Source organism: Saccharopolyspora sp. NPDC002686 (assembly GCF_040295745.1).
GTDB lineage: Bacteria > Actinomycetota > Actinomycetes > Mycobacteriales > Pseudonocardiaceae > Saccharopolyspora > Saccharopolyspora oryzae.
This window is the reverse complement of record NZ_JBEOVY010000114.1, coordinates 1-20,449: the sequence shown is the minus strand read 5'-3', so window position 1 is coordinate 20,449 and position 20,449 is coordinate 1. Positions and strand designations below refer to the sequence as shown.

General features: G+C 70.9%; 23 protein-coding genes and 1 tRNA gene. 11 read left to right on the top strand and 13 right to left on the bottom strand.

Going from position 1 to position 20,449, the window contains the following annotated elements:
* Positions 1-89 precede the first annotated feature (89 nt).
* On the bottom strand, positions 90-1,154 hold the full coding sequence (locus ABTZ89_RS17180) for an alpha/beta hydrolase (RefSeq protein ID WP_270947461.1): 1,065 nt from the start codon (positions 1,152-1,154) through the stop codon (positions 90-92).
* A gap of 168 nt (positions 1,155-1,322) precedes the next feature.
* Between ABTZ89_RS17180 and ABTZ89_RS17175 the strand changes: the two genes are divergently transcribed.
* Complete coding sequence (locus tag ABTZ89_RS17175; protein ID WP_270947460.1) at positions 1,323-1,877, top strand: NADPH-dependent FMN reductase; 555 nt, start codon at positions 1,323-1,325, stop codon at positions 1,875-1,877.
* 79 nt (positions 1,878-1,956) lie between these two features.
* On the top strand, positions 1,957-2,439 hold the full coding sequence (locus ABTZ89_RS17170; protein ID WP_270947459.1) for a Dps family protein: 483 nt from the start codon (positions 1,957-1,959) through the stop codon (positions 2,437-2,439).
* A gap of 8 nt (positions 2,440-2,447) precedes the next feature.
* Here the strand turns inward: ABTZ89_RS17170 and ABTZ89_RS17165 are convergent, their stop codons facing one another.
* The 3 genes from ABTZ89_RS17165 to ABTZ89_RS17155 all read right to left on the bottom strand — a co-directional run bounded on the left by ABTZ89_RS17165 (position 2,448) and on the right by ABTZ89_RS17155 (position 4,919).
* A complete protein-coding gene (locus ABTZ89_RS17165) occupies positions 2,448-2,981 on the bottom strand; it encodes a DUF3558 family protein (protein ID WP_351045571.1) in 534 nt (177 codons plus the stop codon).
* Between the two features lie 291 nt (positions 2,982-3,272).
* Entirely contained in the window at positions 3,273-4,346 is a 1,074-nt protein-coding gene (locus ABTZ89_RS17160) for an NADH:flavin oxidoreductase/NADH oxidase (RefSeq protein WP_351045568.1), read from the bottom strand.
* A gap of 42 nt (positions 4,347-4,388) precedes the next feature.
* On the bottom strand, positions 4,389-4,919 hold the full coding sequence (locus ABTZ89_RS17155; protein ID WP_270947455.1) for a TetR/AcrR family transcriptional regulator: 531 nt from the start codon (positions 4,917-4,919) through the stop codon (positions 4,389-4,391).
* Between the two features lie 75 nt (positions 4,920-4,994).
* Between ABTZ89_RS17155 and ABTZ89_RS17150 the strand changes: the two genes are divergently transcribed.
* Positions 4,995-5,507, top strand: coding sequence for a GNAT family N-acetyltransferase (locus tag ABTZ89_RS17150; RefSeq protein ID WP_270947454.1), 513 nt, complete (start codon positions 4,995-4,997; stop codon positions 5,505-5,507).
* Between the two features lie 72 nt (positions 5,508-5,579).
* The gene (locus ABTZ89_RS17145; RefSeq protein ID WP_270947453.1) at positions 5,580-6,251 is read left to right on the top strand and encodes a class I SAM-dependent methyltransferase; all 672 of its coding nucleotides are present in this window, start codon (positions 5,580-5,582) and stop codon (positions 6,249-6,251) included.
* Between the two features lie 49 nt (positions 6,252-6,300).
* On the opposite strand, the gene ABTZ89_RS17140 is transcribed toward ABTZ89_RS17145, so the two are convergent.
* The 3 genes from ABTZ89_RS17140 to ABTZ89_RS17130 are packed head-to-tail and all read right to left on the bottom strand — an operon-like array spanning position 6,301 to position 9,355.
* Entirely contained in the window at positions 6,301-8,133 is a 1,833-nt protein-coding gene (locus ABTZ89_RS17140; RefSeq protein ID WP_270947452.1) for a S9 family peptidase, read from the bottom strand.
* A 48-nt stretch (positions 8,134-8,181) separates the two neighbouring features.
* The gene (locus ABTZ89_RS17135; RefSeq protein WP_351045561.1) at positions 8,182-8,664 is read right to left on the bottom strand and encodes a DUF1203 domain-containing protein; all 483 of its coding nucleotides are present in this window, start codon (positions 8,662-8,664) and stop codon (positions 8,182-8,184) included.
* A 49-nt stretch (positions 8,665-8,713) separates the two neighbouring features.
* Positions 8,714-9,355: a TetR/AcrR family transcriptional regulator gene (locus ABTZ89_RS17130; RefSeq protein WP_351045558.1), complete on the bottom strand. Its 642-nt coding sequence runs from the start codon at positions 9,353-9,355 to the stop codon at positions 8,714-8,716.
* Between the two features lie 111 nt (positions 9,356-9,466).
* On the opposite strand from ABTZ89_RS17130, the gene ABTZ89_RS17125 reads away from it, so the two are divergent.
* Positions 9,467-9,874 (top strand): hypothetical protein, encoded by a 408-nt coding sequence (locus ABTZ89_RS17125; RefSeq protein ID WP_351045555.1) that lies wholly within the window; start codon positions 9,467-9,469, stop codon positions 9,872-9,874.
* Positions 9,875-9,924: 50 nt separating this feature from the next.
* Here ABTZ89_RS17125 and ABTZ89_RS17120 read toward each other — a convergent pair.
* Positions 9,925-9,998 (bottom strand) — tRNA-Pro (locus ABTZ89_RS17120).
* A 53-nt stretch (positions 9,999-10,051) separates the two neighbouring features.
* Positions 10,052-11,014 carry a metallophosphoesterase gene (locus tag ABTZ89_RS17115; RefSeq protein ID WP_270947448.1) on the bottom strand — a complete coding sequence of 321 codons (963 nt, stop codon included), beginning with the start codon at positions 11,012-11,014 and terminating at the stop codon, positions 10,052-10,054.
* A gap of 68 nt (positions 11,015-11,082) precedes the next feature.
* On the opposite strand from ABTZ89_RS17115, the gene ABTZ89_RS17110 reads away from it, so the two are divergent.
* Entirely contained in the window at positions 11,083-11,553 is a 471-nt protein-coding gene (locus ABTZ89_RS17110) for a GatB/YqeY domain-containing protein (protein ID WP_270947447.1), read from the top strand.
* Between the two features lie 200 nt (positions 11,554-11,753).
* Here the strand turns inward: ABTZ89_RS17110 and ABTZ89_RS17105 are convergent, their stop codons facing one another.
* Positions 11,754-12,539: a siderophore-interacting protein gene (locus ABTZ89_RS17105; protein WP_351045550.1), complete on the bottom strand. Its 786-nt coding sequence runs from the start codon at positions 12,537-12,539 to the stop codon at positions 11,754-11,756.
* A gap of 221 nt (positions 12,540-12,760) precedes the next feature.
* Positions 12,761-15,175 carry a transglycosylase domain-containing protein gene (locus tag ABTZ89_RS17100; protein ID WP_351045547.1) on the bottom strand — a complete coding sequence of 805 codons (2,415 nt, stop codon included), beginning with the start codon at positions 15,173-15,175 and terminating at the stop codon, positions 12,761-12,763.
* A 247-nt stretch (positions 15,176-15,422) separates the two neighbouring features.
* Between ABTZ89_RS17100 and ABTZ89_RS17095 the strand changes: the two genes are divergently transcribed.
* Complete coding sequence (locus ABTZ89_RS17095; RefSeq protein ID WP_270947444.1) at positions 15,423-15,722, top strand: WhiB family transcriptional regulator; 300 nt, start codon at positions 15,423-15,425, stop codon at positions 15,720-15,722.
* Positions 15,723-15,776: 54 nt separating this feature from the next.
* Here the strand turns inward: ABTZ89_RS17095 and bagB are convergent, their stop codons facing one another.
* Both bagB and bagA read right to left on the bottom strand, forming a co-directional pair.
* Entirely contained in the window at positions 15,777-16,916 is a 1,140-nt protein-coding gene (gene bagB / locus ABTZ89_RS17090; RefSeq protein WP_351045543.1) for an ATPase BagB, read from the bottom strand.
* On the bottom strand, positions 16,913-17,914 hold the full coding sequence (gene bagA, locus ABTZ89_RS17085) for an ATPase BagA (RefSeq protein ID WP_351045540.1): 1,002 nt from the start codon (positions 17,912-17,914) through the stop codon (positions 16,913-16,915). The genes bagB and bagA overlap by 4 nt, the downstream gene beginning before the upstream one ends.
* Before the next feature lie 134 nt (positions 17,915-18,048).
* Here bagA and sp36 point away from each other — a divergent pair, with 134 nt between their 5' ends.
* The 4 genes from sp36 to ABTZ89_RS17065 all read left to right on the top strand — a co-directional run.
* Complete coding sequence (gene sp36, locus ABTZ89_RS17080; RefSeq protein ID WP_093157991.1) at positions 18,049-18,207, top strand: Sp36 family protein; 159 nt, start codon at positions 18,049-18,051, stop codon at positions 18,205-18,207.
* A gap of 1 nt (position 18,208) precedes the next feature.
* Positions 18,209-18,667: a RidA family protein gene (locus ABTZ89_RS17075; RefSeq protein WP_270947441.1), complete on the top strand. Its 459-nt coding sequence runs from the start codon at positions 18,209-18,211 to the stop codon at positions 18,665-18,667.
* 330 nt (positions 18,668-18,997) lie between these two features.
* Positions 18,998-19,612 (top strand): hypothetical protein, encoded by a 615-nt coding sequence (locus ABTZ89_RS17070; RefSeq protein WP_270947440.1) that lies wholly within the window; start codon positions 18,998-19,000, stop codon positions 19,610-19,612.
* A 22-nt stretch (positions 19,613-19,634) separates the two neighbouring features.
* The coding region (locus tag ABTZ89_RS17065) for a hypothetical protein (protein ID WP_351045536.1) at positions 19,635-20,449 on the top strand (815 nt) is incomplete at its 3' end.

The window sequence follows — 20,449 nt, the reverse complement described above, 5'->3', positions numbered from 1 at the left end:
CAAACAACACACCAACGACCTCGCCCCCGCCCTTTTTTTCCCTTTATTATTTTGGCCTGCCTTGCCACCCAAAAAGACTCACGGGTGCGTCAGCGCTTCTGGAGGGAGAGGCCGGCTCGGAGGGAGCCGACGATCTCGAAGAGGGCTTCCTGGAAGCGGGTTCCGATGGCGCGGAGGTTGACGAAACCGTGGATCAGGTCCGGGAAGCGGCGGCTGATCACCGGCACGCCCGCCTCGGCCAGCCGGGCCGCGTAGGCCTCGCCCTCGTCGCGCAGCGGGTCGAAACCGGCCGTGACCACGCAGGCCGGGGGCAGTCCGCTGAGGTCCTCGGTCAGCAGGACCGACAGGCGCGGGTCGTCGCGCAGGCTCTCGTCGGGCTGGTAGTGGTCCATGAACCAGGTCGTGTCCTCTTCGGTGATCAGGAAGCCGCGCCGGAACAGCTTCCGGGACGGGCGGCTCGTGGTGGCGTCCGTCGCCGGGTAGATCAGCAGCTGGAACGCCGGGTCGGTCAGGTCGGACCGGGCGGCGATCTGGCACACCGCGGCCGCCATGTTGCCGCCCGCGCTGTCCCCGCCGACCGCGATCGCGTCGCTGCTGGTGCCCAGTTCGGCGGCGTTGTCGACGGCGTAGCGGTAGGCGTCGAGGCAGTCGTCCAGCGCGGCCGGGAAGCGGTGTTCGGGGGCGAGCCGGTAGTCGACCGACAGCACCCGGACGTCGGCGTGCTTGGCCAGGAACCGGCACACGTCGTCGTGGCTGTCCAGGTCGCCGATGACCCAGCCGCCGCCGTGGAAGAACACCAGCAGCGGGCTGATCCCGGTGAGCTCCCGCGGCCGGTACAGCCGGGCACCCAGGTCGCCGTGCTCGGTCGGGATCTGCCGGTCGGCGACCACCACCCCGTCGATCGGCGCCGAGTTGATGCGGGTCCCCCGGCGCATGGCGGCGCGGGCCAGCTCCGGCGTGGGGGCCGAGAGCTTCTCCTGCCCGCTGAGCTTCTGCAGCTTGAGCAGCAGCTGGGCGTCCAGGGCGAGCTCCTGGTCGTCCAGGCGGATGGGCGACCCGGCGATGAGCCGACGCACGGGGCGGGGCAGGGCGAAGATGCCGTGGACCGCCGCGGCCTCCAGCATCGGTCGCACCTGGTCGAGGACGTTGGGCATGGGCGTGGACCTCCCCGGGAAGGCAGCAGGGCGGGATAGAGGCTACCCGCTAGTAGGTGTGTTCCAGGACACCGCTCGCGGCTTTGACCTCGACCCGACTCGAAGTCGTAGCGTGGCGAGGTCCGACGGGGGAGACAGGCGCGGCGAGCGGGTGGAAGGATCTGTGCAATGACGGTGACCGTGGTGGGAATCGGCGGCTCGGTGCGACCGGACTCGCAGTCCGAGCGCGCACTGCACGCCGCGCTGGCGGGGGCCAGGGAGGCCGGCGCCAAGGTCCACGCGATCACCGGCAGCAGCCTGGCCCTGCCGTTCTACGACCCGCACCTCACCGAGCGCACCGACAACGCGCTGGAGCTGGTGGAGGCGCTGCGCAGCGCCGACGGCGTCATCCTCGCCTCGCCCGGCTACCACGGAACCGTCTCCGGTCTGATCAAGAACGCCCTGGACTATGCGGAGGACCTGCGCGACGACGAGCGGCCCTACCTGGACGGCCGGGCGGTCGGCTGCATCGGCATCGCCCACGGCTGGCAGGCCACGGTCACCACGCTGCAGGCGCTGCGCTCCGTGGTGCACGCGCTGCGCGGCTGGCCGACCCCGCTCGGCGGCGCGGTCAACTCCGCCGAAACGCACTTCGAGTCCGGCGGCGACTGCGCTGATCAGAAGGTCGCCGGAATCCTGCGCACGATCGGCCACCAGGTCGTCGACTTCGCCACCCGCTCCTGAGCGCTCCGAAATGCGGGGGTGCTCGGTGCGCAGGACCCTCGGAGCGAAGTAGCTCGCGTCCGGGGAGGTTGCACCGATCATGGCCCAGAAGTCTCCGATCACCAGCCCGCTCAACGACCAGGACCAAGACGTCACCGGCAAACTGCTGCAGGCGACGCTGCTCGACTTGATCGACCTGCACCTGGTGGCCAAGCAGGCGCACTGGAACGTCGTCGGCCGCTTCTTCCGCGACGTGCACCTGCAGCTCGACGAACTGGTCGACACCGCGCGCGGCTTCGCCGACGACGTCGCGGAACGCGCCGCGGCCATCGGCGTCTCACCGGACGGGCGGGCCGCGACGGTGGCCGCGGGCTCCGGGTTGCCGAAGTTCGAGCCGGACTGGCGCAGCGACAAGTCGGTCATCGAGTCGATCACCGATGCGCTGGGCGAACTGGTCGGCCGCCTGCGCGTCCGCATCGACGAGTCGGACAAGACCGACCTGGTGACCCAGGACCTGTTCATCGCGATCGCCGCAGACCTGGAGAAGTCCCGCTGGATGTGGCAGGCGCAGATCAAGTCCTGACCGCGGCACTACGGCAGGTTGGGCTCCAGGACCTGGGCGACCTGCAAGGCCTTGTCGCAGGTCTCGGCGTCGGCCGGGCCGTTCTCGGCGGTGTACTTGATCTCCACCGAGACCGAGCCGTCGCCGGCGCCGACGATCTGGCGGCACCAGGAGAACTCCGCCCCGCTGGGCACGGCGCTGATGCCGGGGTGGGCGCCGACCTGGTTCGGCTGGAAGGCGTTGAAGCCGCCGCGCTGGGCCTTCCAGGCCGCCAGGTCGGTCTGCTCCGCCTTGGAGATCCGCAGCAGGTACTCGTCGTCGCCCCGGAAGTCGCAGCCGACCTCGCCGTTCTCGTCGACCGGTTCCCCGGGCGCGGTGACTCCGACGTGCTGGAGATCGCTCTGGGAGAGCGCTGAGCACGGGTCGAACGCGGCCAGCGATGGGCCGACGAACGGTTCGTCGTCACCTGGATGCGCGCCGTGGTCCGAGCTGGTCCCGCACCCGGTGAGCAGGAAGCCGGTGACGGCCAACGCAGCTGCGGCTGTGACTGGTGTTGTACGCATGCCCATCTTCACGTTCTAGGAGTTCTTGGGAAGAGGCTACGCGAATCGAACACCGCAGGGGCAACTTCGAACGAGCCCGTTCCCTGAACTCCACGTGTCGATTGGGCAGGTCCAACACCTGTGGACAGATCACCCGCCCGGTCGACGGCTTCCGCGAATTCAATGGAATTTCGACCTCCGATTTCCATTGAATTTGCGTCACCGCAGGCCGCTGGACCCCGGAGGTCCACAGTGGAGGAAAGGTGCCTTCCGCCGGTGGGGTCGGCGGAAGGCACCTCCTACCTCGGGTGATCAGATGCGGCGGGCGCGCTCGTACTGCTTCGGCCAGATGTTGTCCGCGTGCAGCCGGTCGGCCGCGCGGAGCGGCCAGTGCGGGTCGCGGAGCAGCTCGCGGCCGAGCAGGACCGCGTCCGCCGAGCCCGAAGCGACGATCTCCTCCGCCTGCTCCGGCGAGGTGATCAGGCCGACCGCCGCGGTCGGCACGTCCGCCTCGGCGCGCACCTGGCGGGCGAAGCGCACCTGGTAGCCGGCGCTGACCGGGATGTCGGCCTTCGGCACCGCGCCGCCGGTCGAGGCGTCCACCAGGTCGACCCCGCGCTCGGCGAGCAGGCGGGACAGCCGCACCGAGTCCTCGCCGGTCCAGCCGCCCTCGACCCAGTCGGTCGCCGAGATCCGCGCGAACAGCGGCCGGTCCGCCGGCCACGCCTCGCGGACCGCGTCGGTGATCTCCAGCAGCGCCCGCACCCGGTTGTCGAAGTCGCCGCCGTAGCGGTCGGTGCGGTCGTTGACCAGCGGCGAGTAGAACTGGTGCGCCAGGTAGCCGTGCGCGAAGTGCAGCTCGATCACGTCGAACCCGGCCGCTTCGGCCCGGCGGGCGGCCGCCGCGAACTGGGCGGGCAGCTCCGCGACCTCGGCTTCGGTCAGGGCGCGCGGCGCGGCGAGGTTGCCGAAGGCCTTGTCGGTCGAGCTGACCGTCTCCCAACCGCCCTCGGAGACCGGAACGGTCTGCCCGCCCTCCCATGGCGCGGAGGTGGACGCCTTGAATCCGGCGTGCGCGAGCTGCACGCCCGTCGCCGCGCCCTGCGCGTGCGCGAAGTCGTTGATCCGGCGCCAGGCCGCGACCTGCTCGTCGTTCCACAGGCCGGTGTCACCGGGGCTGATCCGGCCTTCCGGGACCACGGCGGTCGCCTCGGCGATGATCAGCCCGGCGCCGCCGGTGGCGAACTGGCCGAGGTGCACCAGGTGCCAGTCGTTCGGCACGCCGTCGGTCGCGGAGTACTGGCACATGGGCGAGACCCAGGCGCGGTTGCGGATGGCGAGGTCGCGCAGCTTGATCGGTTCGAAGAGATGGCTCACGACAGGCATCGACAACCGCGCGGAACGAGATATTCCGATCTGCTGGCCATCTCACATGGTGGCCAGCAGCGCTTCGAACGCGGCGTCCGCGCGCTCCACGTCCCCGGTGGCCAGCAGGTCGAGGACCAGTCCGCGCAGCGCCGCCAGGACCAGGGTGGCGTCGGTTCCGGAGCCGCCGAGGGCGCGCTGGAGGGGCGGCAGCCATTCGCGGACGCTGGCCTCGGCGAAGCCCTCCCAGGCGCCGCCGCGCAACGAGCGCGCGTAGCTCTCGAAGAAGAACCGGGTCACGTCGTGGTGCGCCGGGTCGCTGAGCCAGCGCCACAGCGCCCGCAGCGCTTCGGCCCGGTCCCGGCAATCGGCGAGGGTGTCGGCGAGCAGCCGGAGCTGGACGTCGCGGGCGTAGCGGTGCACTTCGCGGACCAGGCCTTCCTTGGACCCGAAGAAGTACAGCAGCATGCGCGGGCTGGAGCCGACCGCTGCCGCGAGCGGGCGCAGCGAGGTCTCCGAAAGGCCGTGCGCGGCGGAGTAGTCCAGGAGCTTCACGAGCAGTTCGCCGCGGCGTCCCTCGTCCTGCTCGGTCATCGTCGCCCTCTGTTCCGGTCCCGGTCGGACTGCTAGCCTACGAGTGAAACGACTGTTTCACCACAGGAGCGGGACATGGCTTCCGAGATCACCATCCGGACCGGTCCGAGACCGGGCGACCTGGGCACCGTCCTGGCCATGCACGGCAGGTTCTACGCGCGCGAGCACTGCTTCGACGAACGCTTCGAGGCGCACGTCGCCAGCGGCCTGGCCGCTTTCGCCGCAGCGCTCGGCGAAGCCCGCGACGAACCGGGCGCCGATCCGGGTCGGCTGTGGATCGCCGAGCGGGACGGCGAGGTCGTCGGCACCGTCGGGCTCACCGACGAAGGTGCGGGCACCGCGCAGCTGCGGTGGTTCCTGGTGTCGCCCGAGGTGCGAGGTGCCGGCGTCGGCAGGCAGCTGATCGGCGCCCTGCTCGACCACGCGCGGGAGCGGGAGTTCAAGCAGGTCCGGCTGTGGACGGTCGGTCAGCTGGAAGCCGCGGCGCACCTCTACCTCGACGCCGGATTCCGTTGCGTCGAGCGGAAACCGGTCCGGCAGTGGGGGCAGCAGCTCGACGAGCTGGAGTACCGGCTCGACCTGGTCTGACGACCGGGAACAGGACCTCCATCGGGCCGGAAGCCCCTGGTAGAAGGCCTGCGAGCCGCGCATTCTGCGGGTATGGCACCGCAGGTCAACGCGGTGCGCGCCCAGTGCCACTACAAGCGCGCGGACGTGCCCGCGCCGGTGGAGATGCTCCACCGCTTCCGCACCCTGACCGGCAGAAGAGCCGCCGGTCGGGTCCTCGACGAGGGCGCGTTCGCCCCGGAAGACCTGCTCGGCTACCGCCACGTCCGCCAGCTCGTGCTGATCGGCGCGACAGCGGAAGCCGGCCGCGCCCGCAGTGACCTCGGGACGGAACAGATCGACGCCGCCCCGGAGCAGCTGCCGTTCCCGGACGACACCTTCGACGCGGTCGTCGACCGCTTCTCGCTGTGCTGCGCGGAGGAACCCCGCGCGGTGCTGCGGGAGGTCAGCCGCATCCTGCGCCCCGCCGGGCTGTTCCTGTTCCTCGAGCACACCCGAGCCCCCGGCGTGGTCGGACAGGCCCAGGACAAGGCGCAGGAGATGCTGCGGGGAACCCGGCGCTGCAGCCTCAACGTGGAAGTCCTGTCCCAGGTGCAGCTGGCGGGGATGGTGGTGCGCCGAGCCGACTGGTTCTGGCCCGCCGCGCACGTGCGCGTCCCGCTGGTCCAGGGCGTCGCCACCCACGCCGACCCGCAGCATGAGCGGGAGCTGAGCTGGCTCCGAAACTCCCACCGCGTGGGAGAAATCCCCTGGCCGGAGCCGTGAGCTCCGGCCCGGCAGACCCCGCCGGGCGAGGCCTGCCGAACCGGGGTGATCAGCCCAGGCCGACGGCGCGGCGGGCGAAGTGGATCTCCGCCGCCACCTGGCGCAGCGTCTCCGCCACCACCAGCGAACCGTGGCCCGCGTCGTAGCGGTAGAACTCGAACGGGATGTCCCGCTGCCCCAACCGGTCCAGGTAGTTCAGGATCTGCTGGATCGGGCAGCGCGGGTCGTTGTCCCCGGCCAGCACCAGCGTCGGCACCCGCACCTGGTCCACGTAGGTGATCGGCGAGGCCTTCTCGTACACCTCCGGCACGTCCTCCGGCGCACCGCCGAACAGCGCGCGGTCGTAGGCCCGCAGCGGCTCCATCTCGTCGGCGTAGGCCGAGACGTAGTCGGCCACCGGAACACCGGCGACACCGCCGGCCCACCGCTCCGGCTGCGTGCCCAGCGCCAGCAGCGTCAGGTACCCGCCCCAGGACGCACCGGCGACGATGCTCAGCGACGGGGTCGTCAACCCGGCCTCGACGGCCCAGTCGTGCACCCGCGCGACGTCCTCGAGCTCGGTCAGCCCCGGCCGTCCCTCGATCGCGTCGCGCCAGGGCGAGCCGTAGCCGGTGGAGCCCCGGTAGTTGATCTCCACCACCGCGAACCCGGCGTCCAGCCAGGCCGCGCGGTAGGCGGAGAACCGGTCCTCGTCGGCCGCGTGCGGACCGCCGTGCAGGTTGAACACCGTCGGGATCGGCCCGTCCCCGGCGCCGGCCGGGCGCGCGACCAGCGCGTGGACGGTGTCGTTCGGCCCGTACGGCACCTCGACGAACACGTCGCTGACGGCTTCCGAGCCCGGCGGCCGGTCACCGGGCGGGGTCAGCAGGACCTGGTCCTCGCCGTCCGCGGAAACCGTGCGGATCAGCGACGGGGTCGCCGCCGACGACCACGCGTACTCCACCGCGTGGTCCGGCCGCACCGACGCGCCCGCCACAGTGCCCGGTGGCGTGGCCAGCTCGGTCAGCGTCTTGTCCGCCAGGTCGTAGCGGTGCATGGTGGTCCGCGCGTGGTGGGTGTGCGCGATCAGCAGCGACTTGCCGTCCGGGTACCAGTCCGCCGAGACCTCGCCGGGCAGGTCGAGCTCGATCTCGGTCTCGGTGTCCGCCGCGACGTCCCAGATCAGCAGCTCCTCCTTGCCGCGGCGCTCGTGCAGCACCAGCAGCCGGGGGTCACCGGTGACCGGCGCGAACTCCAGCGCGTCCAGCCCCTTGCCGGGGCCGTCCCACTTCTCGCCGACCTCGGAACCGTCGGTGCGCAGCACCCGCAGCGCCGGGTGGCGGCTGTCGCCGTGCTCGGAGTGCGAGATCACCAGCATCGACTCGTCCCAGGACATCGCGGACAGCCCGCCGTCCTGCTCGTGCTCGTAGAGCACCTCCGGACGGCCGTCGCGCACCACCCACACCGTCACGCCGTCATCGGTGGACATCCCCATGCCGATCACCGACCGGCCCAGTTCCAGCCCGGCCGGGTAGCCGGGGTGCGTGCCCGGCAGCGCGGGCTTCGCCTCGCCCGAGGCGAACGGCTCCACCCGCCAGCTGCCGAACTCGTCGCCGTCGGTGTCGTCGAACCACCAGATCTGCTCGCCGTCCGCGGACAGCGTGCCGTGGAACGTCCCGTTCGGGCGGTCGGTCACCTGGCGGTGCTTGTCCGCGTCGCGGTCCCACGCGTAGAGCTCCCAGGTGCCGCTGAAGTTCGACACGTACAGGCTGCGCTGCGGGGCGTCGCGGGCCCAGTCCGGCAGCGACACGCGCGGCGCGCTGAAGCGGGCCCGCCACCGGGCCTCCCGCTCGGGGTCGTCGAAAAGCTTCTCGGGGATCTTCGCCTCGGGGTAGGTGCTCACGCCCCGATAGTGCCCGATGCGCCCTCGACCTGCGGAGCCGACAGGCGCTCAGCGCCGCACTTCGAACAGGAAGCACCCGTGCTCGACGGCCCGCACGTGGACCAGCGCGACCTCGGGGTCCAGCAGCAGGTCATCGGCGGTGCGCTCGGAGAGCGCGGTCTTGCCGTCGAGCAAGCTGCCGCCGAGGATCTCGCCGTTGCCGTTGTAAGCGCGGAGAACCCGGCGGTCGCCGCGCAGCGGCTCCGGCCACTCCGGGCCTTCCGGTCCGTCGCAGGCCTCGGCGTGGATGAAGACCGGCCCGACCTCTTCGTACGCGCCCGGTTCGGCGTCGTTGTCCCGGGCCCAGCGCCGCAGCGGCGCGTAGGAGACCAGCGCGATCCGCTCGCCCGGCCTGCTCCGCTGCAAGCAGCAGCGCAGCGGCTGGCCGTACTCGTCGTCCTCGATGCGGATCTGGGGTTCCCGCCCGGCGTCATCGGACTTGCGAAGTTCATCCAGCACGTCGGGTTCGATGGGCAGCACGCGGAAGGTCATGACTCGATCGTTGCCGCTGAGAACCGCCGGAGCTGGCGGGAAACCGCCATCACGCCTGGTCCGGCAGATCCGACGGGTCGACGGCCACGGCGCGCAGCCGGTTCAGCACGGCCCGGGCGGCCTTGTCGTAGCAGGTGAACTCGTCGTGCAGGACGGACTCGGCGTTGGCCATCTCCAGGAACGCGGCGAGTTCGAAGACCAGCTGCCCGATGTCGGCGTCGGGGACCACGCCGCCCGCCTGCTGCGCCTCCAGCGCGGTCCGCTCGAGGTGGCCCAGCCAGTCGGAGCGGGCGGTGACCAGGGCGTCGTGGACCTTGCCGCTGCGGGCGTCGAACTCGGCCGAGGCGGCGTAGAAGAAGCAGCCGCCGGGGAAGACCCGCTCCCGGGAGTAGGTCAGCCAGCTGTCGCAGGTGCGCCGCAGGCGGTCGATGCCCGGTGGCGCGCTGCGGGCGGGCTCGACGACGTGCTCGACGAAAATCCCGGTGGCTGCGGCGATGGTGGCGAGCTGGAGGTCCTCTTTGGACCCGAACAGCGCGAACACCCCGCTCTTGCTGAGCTCGAGCTCGTTCGCGAGACGCCCGAGGGACAGCCCGTCGAGGCCCTCGACGGAGGCCAGGTCCACAGCGCGGCGGAGGACCAGCTGACGGGTCTGGTTGCCGCGCTCGATCCGCCGGTCTGCCACGTCGTCCACCTCTCCTGCGCTTGGCACCCGAGTCTAGCGAGAAAAGGTGGACGACCGTGCGGTCAACTCGCTATAAAGAAGCACGACCGACCGTGCTGTTTGTTTGCGAGGAGAGACGCCATGACCGACATCTGGTTCGCGCGCTGGAAGTCCGGCCCCGCGAGGGCTTCGGCGGCCGGCGGTGATCCCGTCGTCGTGAGCGTCACCGAGTTCACGCCGCGCCGGCTGTGGACCGCGCTCGGTGTGTGCGTCCGCGGAACCGTCCTGCGCAGGATCTGGCCAGACCTCGAGGGCGCGGTCGGGGTGTGGCTGTGGCTGGAGCTCGGCCGGTTGCACCCGCGAGCGGGCGCGGTCTCGGTGTGGCGCGGCGAAGCGGACCTGCGGCGCTTCGTGGGCCGCCGCGATCACGTGCAGATCATGCGCGCCTACCGCGACCGCGGTGCGATGCGCTCGACGACCTGGCTGGCGGACCGGTTCGACCCGCCCGCCGTGCGAAAAGCGGCCCGTGACTGGATATCCGGGACCTAGGAACATGAGAAGGGCCTTGGCCGGAAAACCGGCCAAGGCCCTTCTCTACGTCGGGGTGGCGGGATTTGAACCCACGACCTCTTCGACCCGAACGAAGCGCGCTCCCAAGCTGCGCCACACCCCGATACTTCAGCGGAGGAGCATCTCGGGTGCTCGCCCCAACCGCTGAAGAGTACTTTACCGGACGCTCTCACCCGTCCCGAACGGGGTCCCCTTATTGATGTTTTCGCTGGTAGAAGCCGACTTTTCAGAGCGGGGCAGCAGGGTCAGCAAAGTCGCCTCCGGCGGGCAGGCGAACCGCACCGGCGCGTACGGCGACGTGCCCAGCCCCGCCGAGACGTGCAGGTGCATCCGCTCGCCCCAGGTGGACGCGCCGCGCGCCCGGGGACGGTCGAGATCGCAGTTGGTCACCAGCGCGCCGTAACCCGGCAGCCGCAGCTGACCGCCGTGCGTGTGCCCGGCCAGCACCAGGTCGTAGCCGTCCTCGGCGAAGCTGTCCAGCACGCGCGGCTCGGGGGAGTGCGTCACGCCGAGGCGCAGCTGCACGCCTTCCGGCGGTGCTCCGGCGATCAGGTCGTAGCGGTCGGCGTGCAGGTGCGGGTCGTCCAGGCCGGCGATGTGGATCCGGACCCCGGCGACCTCGATCTCGTGGCGCCGGTGCGTCGCGTCCAGCCAGCCGCGCTCGGCCATCGCCGCGCGCAGGTCGCGCCACGGCAGGGGATCGCCGTGGATGCGCTTGGTCTTCGACGACGGCAGCAGGTAGCGGGCCGGGTTCTTCGCGGTCGGCCCGTAGTAGTCGTTGCTGCCGAAGACGAAGATGCCCGGCCGGTCCAGCAGCGGACCCATCGCGCGCAGCGCCGCAGGCACCGCCTGCGGGTGCGCGAGGTTGTCGCCGGTGTTGACCACCAGATCCGGGTCGAGGTCCACCAGCTCGGACACCCACCGCTGCTTGGACCGCTGGTTCGGCGTCATGTGCAGGTCGGAGATGTGCAGCACCCGCAGCGGGGCAGTGCCCTCGTCGAGCACCGGCAGCGAGACCTGCCGCAGCGTCCAGTGCCGCCGCTCGATCGCTGCCGAGTAGGTGACCGTCGCGGCGCCGAGAGCGCCCGCGCTGAGCAGAAATCGCCCGAACTTGTTCACCCCACCAACCCTACGTCGACACGGCGGACCGCGTGCCCGGCCCATCCGCGCGGCGGGATAATCGACACATGGCCGAGCTCAAGGACAAGCTGCGGGCGGACCTCTCCGCCGCGATGAAGCAACGCGACACCGTCGTCACCGGAGTGCTGCGGATGGTGCTGGCCGCCGTCGGCAAGGAGGAGGTGGCCGGCAAGCAGGCGCGCGAGCTCACCGACGAAGAGGTGCAGCGCGTGCTGAGCAAGGAGGCCAAGAAGCGCGAGGAGGCGGCCGAGGCGTTCGGCGGTGCCGGGCGCGCGGAGCAGGCCGAAGCCGAGCTCGGCGAGGCGGAGATCATCCGCCGCTACCTGCCGAAGCCGCTGGGCGACGACGAGCTGGCGCAGCTGGTCAAGGACGCCGTCGGCGAGGTCGAGGCGGAACTGGGCGAGCGCCCGGGCATGAAGCAGATGGGCCAGGTCATGAAGGCGGCCAACGCGAAGGTCGCGGGCCGCGCAGAAGGCGGCAAGGTCGCAGCCCTCGTCAAGACCGAACTCGCCAGCTGACCGAACTCGCCGGCTGACCGCCGCCCGCTGTTCCAGTTCCGTCTCGCTGGTACAGAACCACAGTTTCAATTGAAACTGCAAAACCCACCCCACGGCGGATCGCAGTTTCAATTGAAACTGTGGTCCGAGGTGCAGGTCGTGAGCGGGGATGGTGGTTGTTGCCGCCGTTCGCGCTCACGGCCTCGGGGCGCGGGTAGTGGTCAGTCGTCGGCGGTGTTCCGGCGCCAGTAGGCAAGGGCGTAGAGGCGGCGGCGTTCCAGGCCGAGCTCGCGCTGGCAGTGCTCCCGGAGTTGGTGGACGATCTCGGCTTCCGCGCCGATCCAGACGTGCGGGTTCGGGCCTAGCTCGGCCGCGCGGACCGCGTCGACGAGCAGCGTGCTGTCCTCGGCCGGAGTGCCGTCGCGGTGCAGCCAGTGCCACTCCACCTGGGCCGCCGAGTCGATCTCCTGCTCTTCTGCGGCATCGGCGACCTCGGCGAAGACCTGCACCTTCGCCTCGGCGGGCAGCTCCTCCAGGATCGCCGACATCGCGGGCAGCGCCGTTTCGTCGCCGACCAGCACCAGCGGGTCCGCGTCGGCCTGCGGCTGGTACGCGGGGCTCGGGCCGACCGTCACGATCTGCTCGCCCGGCGTCGCCTGCGCTGCCCACGCGCTGCCCGGGCCGTCGTGGTCGTGCACCACGAAGTCGATCGACAGCTCCTGCCGCTCCGCGTCGAACGAGCGGACCGTGTAGGTGCGCTGCCGGGGCTGCTGCTCGCGGGGCAGCGCGAACACCTCGGCGCGGGTCCGACCCAGCGGCATCGGCTGGCCGGGCTGCGCCAGGCACAGCTTGATCCGCTGGTCGCTGCCGTTGCTGACGAAGTCGGCGAGCTCCTCCCCGCCGAGCACGACCCGCACCATCCGCGGCGTGATCCGCTCCGCGGACCGCACCTCCAGCAACCGGTACCGAGATCGTGCGCGCCTGGTGCTCACCTGCGTGTTCGTCACACGACCGAGTCTAGGAACCCCCACCAAGACCCCATCCCCGGCACCGCCCCACGCAATCCCGACGAGGTTCCCCAGGCGCGTTCCGCGCGGCGGTGCCTAGACCGCGGTCAAAATTCCATTGAAATCGGACCTCCGATTTCAATGGAATTTGCGGGAGTTGCCCACGGGGGTGGAGACGGCAGTGCGGGCGCCTCCGGTCTGGAGACGCCCGCACTGGTCGGTCACGGTGGGAAGTTGTCCGGCGAGTTGGGTGGATTCGGTTGCTCCGGTGGTGGCGCCGGCGGCTGCTCCGGTGGTGGCCCGGGCGCCGTCGGCTGGGGCGGTGGCTTCTCCGGCGAGGGCGGCGGGACGTAGCCCGTGCTCACCGACAGCGTCACGGTCTCGCCCGGCAGCGCGAAGCCGCGCGGCGTCTGGCTGACCACCAGGCCCTGCTTGCGCGCGCTGTTCACCGAACGCTCCTGGACCTTGTAGCCCGCCTTCTGCAGCGCGTCGGTGGCCCGGTCCGAGGTCATGCCGACGACGTTGGGCACCTGGAACTCGTCGCCGCCGTTCTCGTAGCGCTCGATGGTCGGCGGCAGCTGCGCGACCGGCAGGCCCTCGTGGATGACGTTCATCGCGTCGAACCAGGTCCGCGCCGGGACCTTGCCGCCGTAGATGTTGCCGCCGTTGACCCCGCAGAGCCGCGGCGGATCGGTGTCGCAGATGCCCTGCGGCGAGGTGCCGTCGCTGAAGGTCAGCACCGCCCCGGAGTACTGCGGGGTGGCGCCGAGGAACCCGGCGGACTGGTACGACTCGGTGGTCCCGGTCTTGCTCGCCAGCGGACGGGTCCAGTGCGCTCCGGACGCCGCCGCGGCCGCCGTGCCGCCGGGCTTGTCGTCCTGGCTCATGCCGACCGCCAGCGCGTTCGCCAGCGGCTCGTCGACGACCTGCTCGCACGGGTCCTCGGTGATCGACACCGGGTTGCCGTTGCGGTCCAGGATCTGCTCGATCGGCGTCGGCGGGCACCAGGTGCCGCCGCTCATGATCGTCGCGCCGACGTTGCTGATCTCCAGCGGGCTGGTCGGCGCGTACCCGAGGGTGAACGCACCGATGTTGTGCTGCTTGACGAAGTCGGCCTGCGAGACGCCGCTGGAACCGTTCGCCCCGAGCGGATCACCGGAGGCGGTGTAGTTCTGCAGCGTCTGCCGCATGCCGAGCCGCACCGCCATGTCCACCGTCTGGTCCAGCCCGGCGCGCTCCTCCAGCGCGACGAACGCGGTGTTCGGCGAGGTCGCCAGGGCCTTCTGCAGGGTCCGCGGGCCCGGTGACACGCCTTCGGCGTTGCCCACCGTGTAGGGCGCGGTGCCGTTCTTGTAGACCGACGAGGTGTAGCTGCCCGGAGCTTGGATGGTGTTGTAGATGCCCATCCCCTTCTCCATCGCGGCGGCCGAGGTGAACACCTTGTAGACCGACCCGGCACCGAACTTGATCACCCCGCTGGGCAGCGCGTACGCGGTCTGCCCCTGCGAGGCGTCGAGGCCGAAGTCCCGGTTGGCGACCAGCGCGCGCACCCGGTGCTTCTCCTTGCCGGGTTCGACCACGCTCATCACGTTGGCGATGCCCTTGGTCGTCTTCGGCACGCCCTTCTCGGCGGCGGCCTTGGCGGCGGTGGTGGCCTTCTCGTCCAGTGTGGTGCGGATCGTGTAGCCGCCGGTCCGGAGCTGCTCCTCGGTGAACCCGGCGCGTTCGAGGTAGTCGATGACGTACTTGCAGAAGAACCCGTCGGCCGGGCCGGCGCCGACGCAGCCGTTGGGGATGCTCTGCAGCGGCTGGACCAGGCCGAGCGGCGAGTTGCGCGCCTCGTCGGCGGCCTCCGGGGTGATCCGCTGCTGGTCCTCCATCGCCTTGATCACCAGGTTGCGCCGGTTGAGCGCCTCGTCGGGGTTGTTCTCCGGGTTCAGCGCGCTGGGGCTGTTCACCATGCCCGCCAGCAGCGCGGCCTGCGCGATGGTCAGCTGGTCCGGGGTGGTGCCGAAGTAGGTGCGGGAGGCCGCGGAGATGCCGTACGCCTGGTTCCCGTAGGGCACCACGTTGAGGTACCGGGTGAGGATCTCCTCCTTGGACAGCTGCTTCTCCAGCTGGAGGGCGATCCGCATCTCGCGCAGCTTGCGCGCCGGGGTCTGCTCGATGGCCTTGTGCTGCTTGACCGGGTCGCCGCCGGCGACCACGTGCACCAGGTAGTTCTTCACGTACTGCTGGGTGAGCGTGGAACCGCCCTGGGAGATGCCGCCGGAGACCTGGTTGGTCATCGCGGCGCGCAGCGTGCCCGCCCAGTCGACGCCCTGGTGGTCGAAGAACCGCCGGTCCTCGATGGCCACGATCGCGGCCTTCATGGTGTCGGCGATCTGGTCCGGGGCGGCCGGGGTCCGGTCCTGGTCGAACAGGTAGGAGATCGGCCTCCCGTCCTTGTCTGTGACCGTCGTCACAAGCGGAGGTTCCTTGGTCATCAGGTCCGCCGAGATGCTGTTCACCGCATCGCTGGCCCGGTTGGAGACCACGCCGAGTGACCCCGTTATCGGGAACAACAATCCGGCGACCAGTACGCCGGCCAGCACACACAGACCGAAAAGCTTCAACAAGCCGTCCCGGACACGCACTGCGCCAGCCTAAATCGGAACCCGTTCGTGACGGAGTGTCACGGGAGAAGTCCGCCCGATGTGATGAGTTCGAAAGATAACGGAGCGACAACCCTTGGTTGGTTGTGGAACCGAGGGGCTCTACAGTCCGTCTACGTCCAGCGACAGCACTGCTGCGGAAGACGCGTACCGCCGCAGCATCCGGTGCCGGGGGGCTCCGGACGAAATACGGTCGCCGACGATCCAGTGAGGAGCTGGGGGAACTCATATGTTCGAGCAGGGGGACTGGCGGGTAACCGCCGCTTGCCGTGACCAGAATCCGGACCAATTGTTCGTTCGCGGTGCGGAGCAGCGCAAAGCGCGAATGGTGTGCTTCGGCTGCCCGGTCCGCACCGAGTGCCTGAGCGAGGCTCTCGACAACAAGATCGAATTCGGCGTGTGGGGTGGAATGACGGAGCGGGAGCGCCGTGCGCTGCTGCGTCGTCGTCCCGATGTCCGCAACTGGCGTGAATTGCTGGAAGCGGCTCGGCAGCAATACGTCGATTTCGACGAGTACCAGGTGAGCTAGTTCATTCGGGTCGGGCCGGGCAATTCCACCGCGGATTGTCCGGCCCGAAACCTGTTATTCACCCGCGAGCCTGCGGCCTATCTCCCGCAGGCCCGCCAAATCGTGCACATCGGACGGAAGTGCCGGAACTCCGACCAGCGCCACGTCCGGGTGAGCTCGGGTGAACCGGGCCAACAACCGCTTCTCCCGTTCGGCGATGGCCACGCGATCGGCGTGCACACGCAGCGCGGCGGAAGCCATCGGCGCCGAACCGTCCGACTCGACCTCTTCGGCGACCGCCGTCGCGCGCGCCCCGGCCAGCCCGGCGAACACCGGGTGCGTCCGGTTGGCGACCAGCCCGACCAGCGGCATCTGCTCGCCCGCCAGGCGTTCCACGAAGTAGCTGGCCTCCCGCAGCGCGTCCGGTTCGGGGGCTGCGACCACCAGGAACGCCGTGCCGGGGGAGCGCAGCAGCCGGTAGGTCTGCTCGGCGCGCTCCCGGAACCCGCCGAAGGTCGAGTCGAAGGCCTGCACGAACCTTGCCGCGTCGGCCAGCAGCTGCCCGCCGATGATCGTCGAGACCGCCTTCGCGAAGATCCCGAACCCGGCCCCGACGATCTTGCGCAGTCCTTTGCCGCCGACCCGCGCCGGACTGGACAGCATCTTGATCAGCCGCCCGTCCAGCACGGTGGACAGCCGCTGCGGCGCGTCCAGGAAGTCCAGCGCCGACCGGCTCGGCGGGGTGTCCACCACGATCAGGTCCCACTGGCCGGACGCCGACAGCTGCCCCAGCTTCTCCATCGCCATGTACTCCTGCGTGCCGGAGAAGGACGTGGAGATCGTTTGGTAGAAGGGGTTGTTCAGGATCTGCTCGGCGCGTTCCTGCCCGGCGTGCGCGAGCACCATGTCGTCGAAGGTGCGGCGCATGTCCAGCATCATCGCGTTGAGGTCCCCGGCCGGGTCGAAGCCCTCCACCACCACCTGCTTCGGCTGGTTGCCGAGTTCCCGCAGGCCGAGGGCCTGGGCGAGCCGCCGCGCCGGGTCGATGGTGAGCACCGCGGTCTTGCGGCCGCGCTCGGCCGCGCGCACCGCCAGCGCCGCCGCGGTCGTCGTCTTGCCGACGCCGCCGGATCCGCAGCAGACGATGACGTGGGTGCTCGGGTCGTCCAGCAGGGCGTCGACGTCGACCTGCGAGGGCCGCATCGGTTCGCTCATCGGGGGCTCCGGATGCCGTGTTCGGTGAGTATCTCGGCCAGTTCGTAGAGCTCGGCGACGTCGATCCCGGCGGTCAGGTCGGGCAGCGCGACGGTGGGCAGGTCGGTCTCCTCGAGCTGGCGGCGAGCGCTCTGCTCGGTGCTCACCCGGATCGCGTGCTCGATCGTCTCGTGCACCAGCCCGTCGAGCTCGTCGTCCGCCAGGTTCAGCCCGGCGGCCTTCAGCCCGGCCCGCACCTCGTCGGCGTCGACCCGGCCCTCGGCGGTGTCCGCGACGGAACCGTCGGGGATCCGGTTGGGGCGGACCCGGTTGCACAGCACTCCGCCGGGGCGCAGGTCGGCGCCGTCGAGCTCGGCGACCGCCTCCAGGGTTTCGCGCACCGGCAGCTCTTCCAGCAGCGTCACCAGGTGCACGACGGTGTCGCTGGAGTGGACCAGCCGCACCACGCCGTCGCTGTGATCGCGGATCGGCCCGACCTTGGCCAGGTCGGCCATGGCCCGGGTGACGTCGAGGAACTTGACCACCCGCCCGGTCGGCGGCGCGTCGACCACCACCGCGTCGTAGACGTGGCGGCCGCGCTCGTCGGTGCGGCCGACGCACTCCTTGATCTTCCCGGTGAACAGCACGTCGCGGAGTCCCGGCGCGAGGGTGGTGGCGAACTCGATGGCCCCCATCTTGCGCAGCGTGCGCCCGGCGAAGCCGAGGTTGTAGAACATCGACAGGTACTCCAGCAGCGCAGCCTCGGCGTCGATGGCCAGCGCGCGGAGCTCGCCGCCGCCGGGAGCTGCGGCGATCCACTCCTCGGAGTAGGGCAGCGGCGCGGTGTCGAAGAGCTGGGCGATGCCCTGGCGGCCCTCGACCTCGATCAGCAGCACCTTGTGACCGCCGGTCGCCAGGGCCAGGGCGAGCGCGGCCGCGACGGTGGTCTTGCCGGTGCCGCCCTTGCCGCTGACCACGTGCAATCGGGCCTGGTTCAGCTCCCCGTTCCAGTCGGTCACGCGATCAGAGTAGGTCCCGGGTCGGTGAAATGTCTCCGGGTCGCTCGACGAGCCCCGTTCCGATCACGGCGTTCGAGGATCGCGGGACGCCTCCGCGGCCGCGCCCTCCGGGGCGCGTCTCCTAAGCTGCCCGCATGCAGAAGTGGGAGTACGCGACTGTTCCGCTGTTGATCCACGCGACCAAGCAGATCCTCGACCAGTGGGGCGAGGACGGCTGGGAGCTGGTCTCCGTGCTGCCCGGCCCGACCGGCGAGCAGATGGTGGCCTACCTCAAGCGGCCGAAGGAGGCCTGAGATGGGGCGCTGGACCGACCGCCTGGCTGAGCTGGGCATTCCGCTGCCCGACGTGGTGGCACCCGTCGCGGACTACGTGCCCGCGGTGCGCAGCGGCTCGCTGGTCTTCACCGCCGGCCAGGTGCCGGTGGTCAAGGGCGAGGTCGCCGCGACAGGCAAGGTCGGCGGGGAGATCAGCGGCGACGACGCCAAGCAGTGCGCCAGGATCTGCGCGCTGAACGCGCTCGCCGCGGTGGACGCGCTGGTCGGGCTGGACTCGATCGTCCGGGTCGTCAAGGTCGTCGGGTTCGTCGCCTCGGCCGAGGGCTTCACCGGGCAGCCCGCCGTGGTCAACGGCGCGTCCGAGGTGCTCGGCGAGATCTTCGGCGAGGCCGGCAAGCACGCCCGCTCCGCGGTGGGCGTGGCGGAGCTCCCGCTCGGCGTCCCGGTCGAGGTGGAGATCGTCGTCGAGGTCGAATGAGACCTTCCGGATCGAATGCGCGGCGTCGCCCATTTCGGGTGACGCCGCGTTTTCTTCGGAACACGTCGGGTGATCCGCGCCGGTTTTTCGGCGGCTGGGCCGCGAACTCGCCGCATCGACCAGTACGCTGCGATCATCCCGTGACTGGGTTCGCCGGAACCGGTTAGCCCGATCAGGGGGCGATTGAATCCAGTGTGTTGCGAAACGGTCGTTCAAGGGCTTGTGTGATCTCGCCGAGGCGACCAAGGTTCACCTGGACGGGTGTAACTGGAGCCGGGGGGCGGCGGGCGACACCCGCATCGACGTGGACGAGGCTGGGAGGGGCCGACGTTGGCGGTGCGCGAGAACGACTTGTGCCACGAATTGCTGCTTCGACTCGCCGACCGGTTGCCCGACCGGCACCTGTGGCGCTTCCGCGACTGGCTCGCCGGTGACGCGGCGGAAGTGATCGCGCAAGTGCTCCCGGGCACGCTCGTGCGCGAACGGGTCGGACTCGAGGACGACGAACACCGGCTGCTGGCCGAAGCCCTGCTCCCGCTGGGAGCCGACCCCGCGATGGTCAACGCGGTCCTCCCCGCGGACCCCGACGCGCTCCCGCAGCACGCGTTCAGCCCCGAGAGCCCCGGCGACCCGGTCGCCGACTCCGCGCTGCTCGTGCTCGGCGCCACGCTGCGCGGCCGGGCCGGAGTCCGGGAAGTGCGCAGCAGCTGGCGCAGCTCCGGCGCGGGCACCGCCGCCAAGCTGGTGCTGCTGGTGACCGCCTCCGCCGATCCCGTCGGCCTCACCGGGGAGGTCCAGCGCGTCCTGCGCGCCCTCGGTGAATCCGAGCCCCGGGTCGAAGTGCTCCCACCGGAGCACGAACCGACCGCCTACCACCGCGCGGCGCTCGCCCAATCGGCGCTGGTCTGCGCGGGTGCCGAAGAACTCGCCGGTCGTCGTGGCTGAGCGGACATCCGAAGGAGGCAACGTGGTGCACGTGGCTGAGGGAGCCGGTCCGGCGGAGCGGCTGCACGACCTCTTGCTCGCCATGGCCGGGCGGGTGGACGACGACGGGATCAACTCGGCCCGCGAACTGCTGGGCACCGGACTCCCGGGCGCCGCGGCGGCGTACCTCACCGGCTGCCTGATCGCCGGGCGCATCCCGGTCGACACCACCGAGCAGCACCAGCTGCGCCGCGTCCTGGAGGAGACCCGCTCCGCACCGGGGCTCGCCGACCGGCTGAACGCGGTGGACGGGGCGACGACCGGGGAACACCGCTTCGGCGACCCGGGCGATGTCGACGCGAGCCTCGCCGCCGCGCTGGCCCCGGTCACGGCCCGTCTCCAGGGCCTGCGCGGCCTGTGGTGCACGGCCCGGACGACCCCGGCCGGCGTGAGCTACGGCGCGGTGCCGCGCCGGGTCCTGCTCGCCGAGGTCGGTTCCGGCGGATCGACTCCGGCCGTGGCGTACCAGCTGCTCGAGGCCTTGCGCCGAGCTGGGTTGAACTGCTCGGTCGAGGTCTTCGACAGCGGTGCCGAACTGCCGGAGTACCACCGCGAAGCGCTGGCCGCGGCGCACCGCGTGCACCTGGACGCAGCCCCGGCCGAACCGGTTGCGGAGCGTCCGGTGGAGCAGGCCGTCGAGCAGCAGGCCCCGGCCGAGCCGACTCCGGAGCCTGCACCGGAACCAGCACCAGCCCCGGCGCCGGTCGAGCAAGTCCGGGCTGAGCAGCAGGTTCCGGTCGAACAGGCCCCCGTCGAGCAGCCCGCTCCGGTGGTTCCTCCGGCTCCCGCGGCGCAGCC

Coding starts and splice junctions, on each gene's coding strand:
- ABTZ89_RS17135 (WP_351045561.1), bottom strand. CDS start 8,664: ATGACCTTCCGCGTGCTGCCCATCGAACCCGACGTGCTGGATGAACTT.
- ABTZ89_RS17075 (WP_270947441.1), top strand. CDS start 18,209: ATGGGGCGCTGGACCGACCGCCTGGCTGAGCTGGGCATTCCGCTGCCC.
- sp36 (WP_093157991.1), top strand. CDS start 18,049: ATGCAGAAGTGGGAGTACGCGACTGTTCCGCTGTTGATCCACGCGACC.
- ABTZ89_RS17160 (WP_351045568.1), bottom strand. CDS start 4,346: ATGCCTGTCGTGAGCCATCTCTTCGAACCGATCAAGCTGCGCGACCTC.
- bagB (WP_351045543.1), bottom strand. CDS start 16,916: ATGAGCGAACCGATGCGGCCCTCGCAGGTCGACGTCGACGCCCTGCTG.
- ABTZ89_RS17110 (WP_270947447.1), top strand. CDS start 11,083: ATGGCCGAGCTCAAGGACAAGCTGCGGGCGGACCTCTCCGCCGCGATG.
- ABTZ89_RS17125 (WP_351045555.1), top strand. CDS start 9,467: ATGACCGACATCTGGTTCGCGCGCTGGAAGTCCGGCCCCGCGAGGGCT.
- ABTZ89_RS17150 (WP_270947454.1), top strand. CDS start 4,995: ATGGCTTCCGAGATCACCATCCGGACCGGTCCGAGACCGGGCGACCTG.
- ABTZ89_RS17155 (WP_270947455.1), bottom strand. CDS start 4,919: ATGACCGAGCAGGACGAGGGACGCCGCGGCGAACTGCTCGTGAAGCTC.
- ABTZ89_RS17095 (WP_270947444.1), top strand. CDS start 15,423: ATGTTCGAGCAGGGGGACTGGCGGGTAACCGCCGCTTGCCGTGACCAG.
- ABTZ89_RS17180 (WP_270947461.1), bottom strand. CDS start 1,154: ATGCCCAACGTCCTCGACCAGGTGCGACCGATGCTGGAGGCCGCGGCG.
- ABTZ89_RS17165 (WP_351045571.1), bottom strand. CDS start 2,981: ATGCGTACAACACCAGTCACAGCCGCAGCTGCGTTGGCCGTCACCGGC.
- ABTZ89_RS17175 (WP_270947460.1), top strand. CDS start 1,323: ATGACGGTGACCGTGGTGGGAATCGGCGGCTCGGTGCGACCGGACTCG.
- ABTZ89_RS17145 (WP_270947453.1), top strand. CDS start 5,580: ATGGCACCGCAGGTCAACGCGGTGCGCGCCCAGTGCCACTACAAGCGC.
- ABTZ89_RS17170 (WP_270947459.1), top strand. CDS start 1,957: ATGGCCCAGAAGTCTCCGATCACCAGCCCGCTCAACGACCAGGACCAA.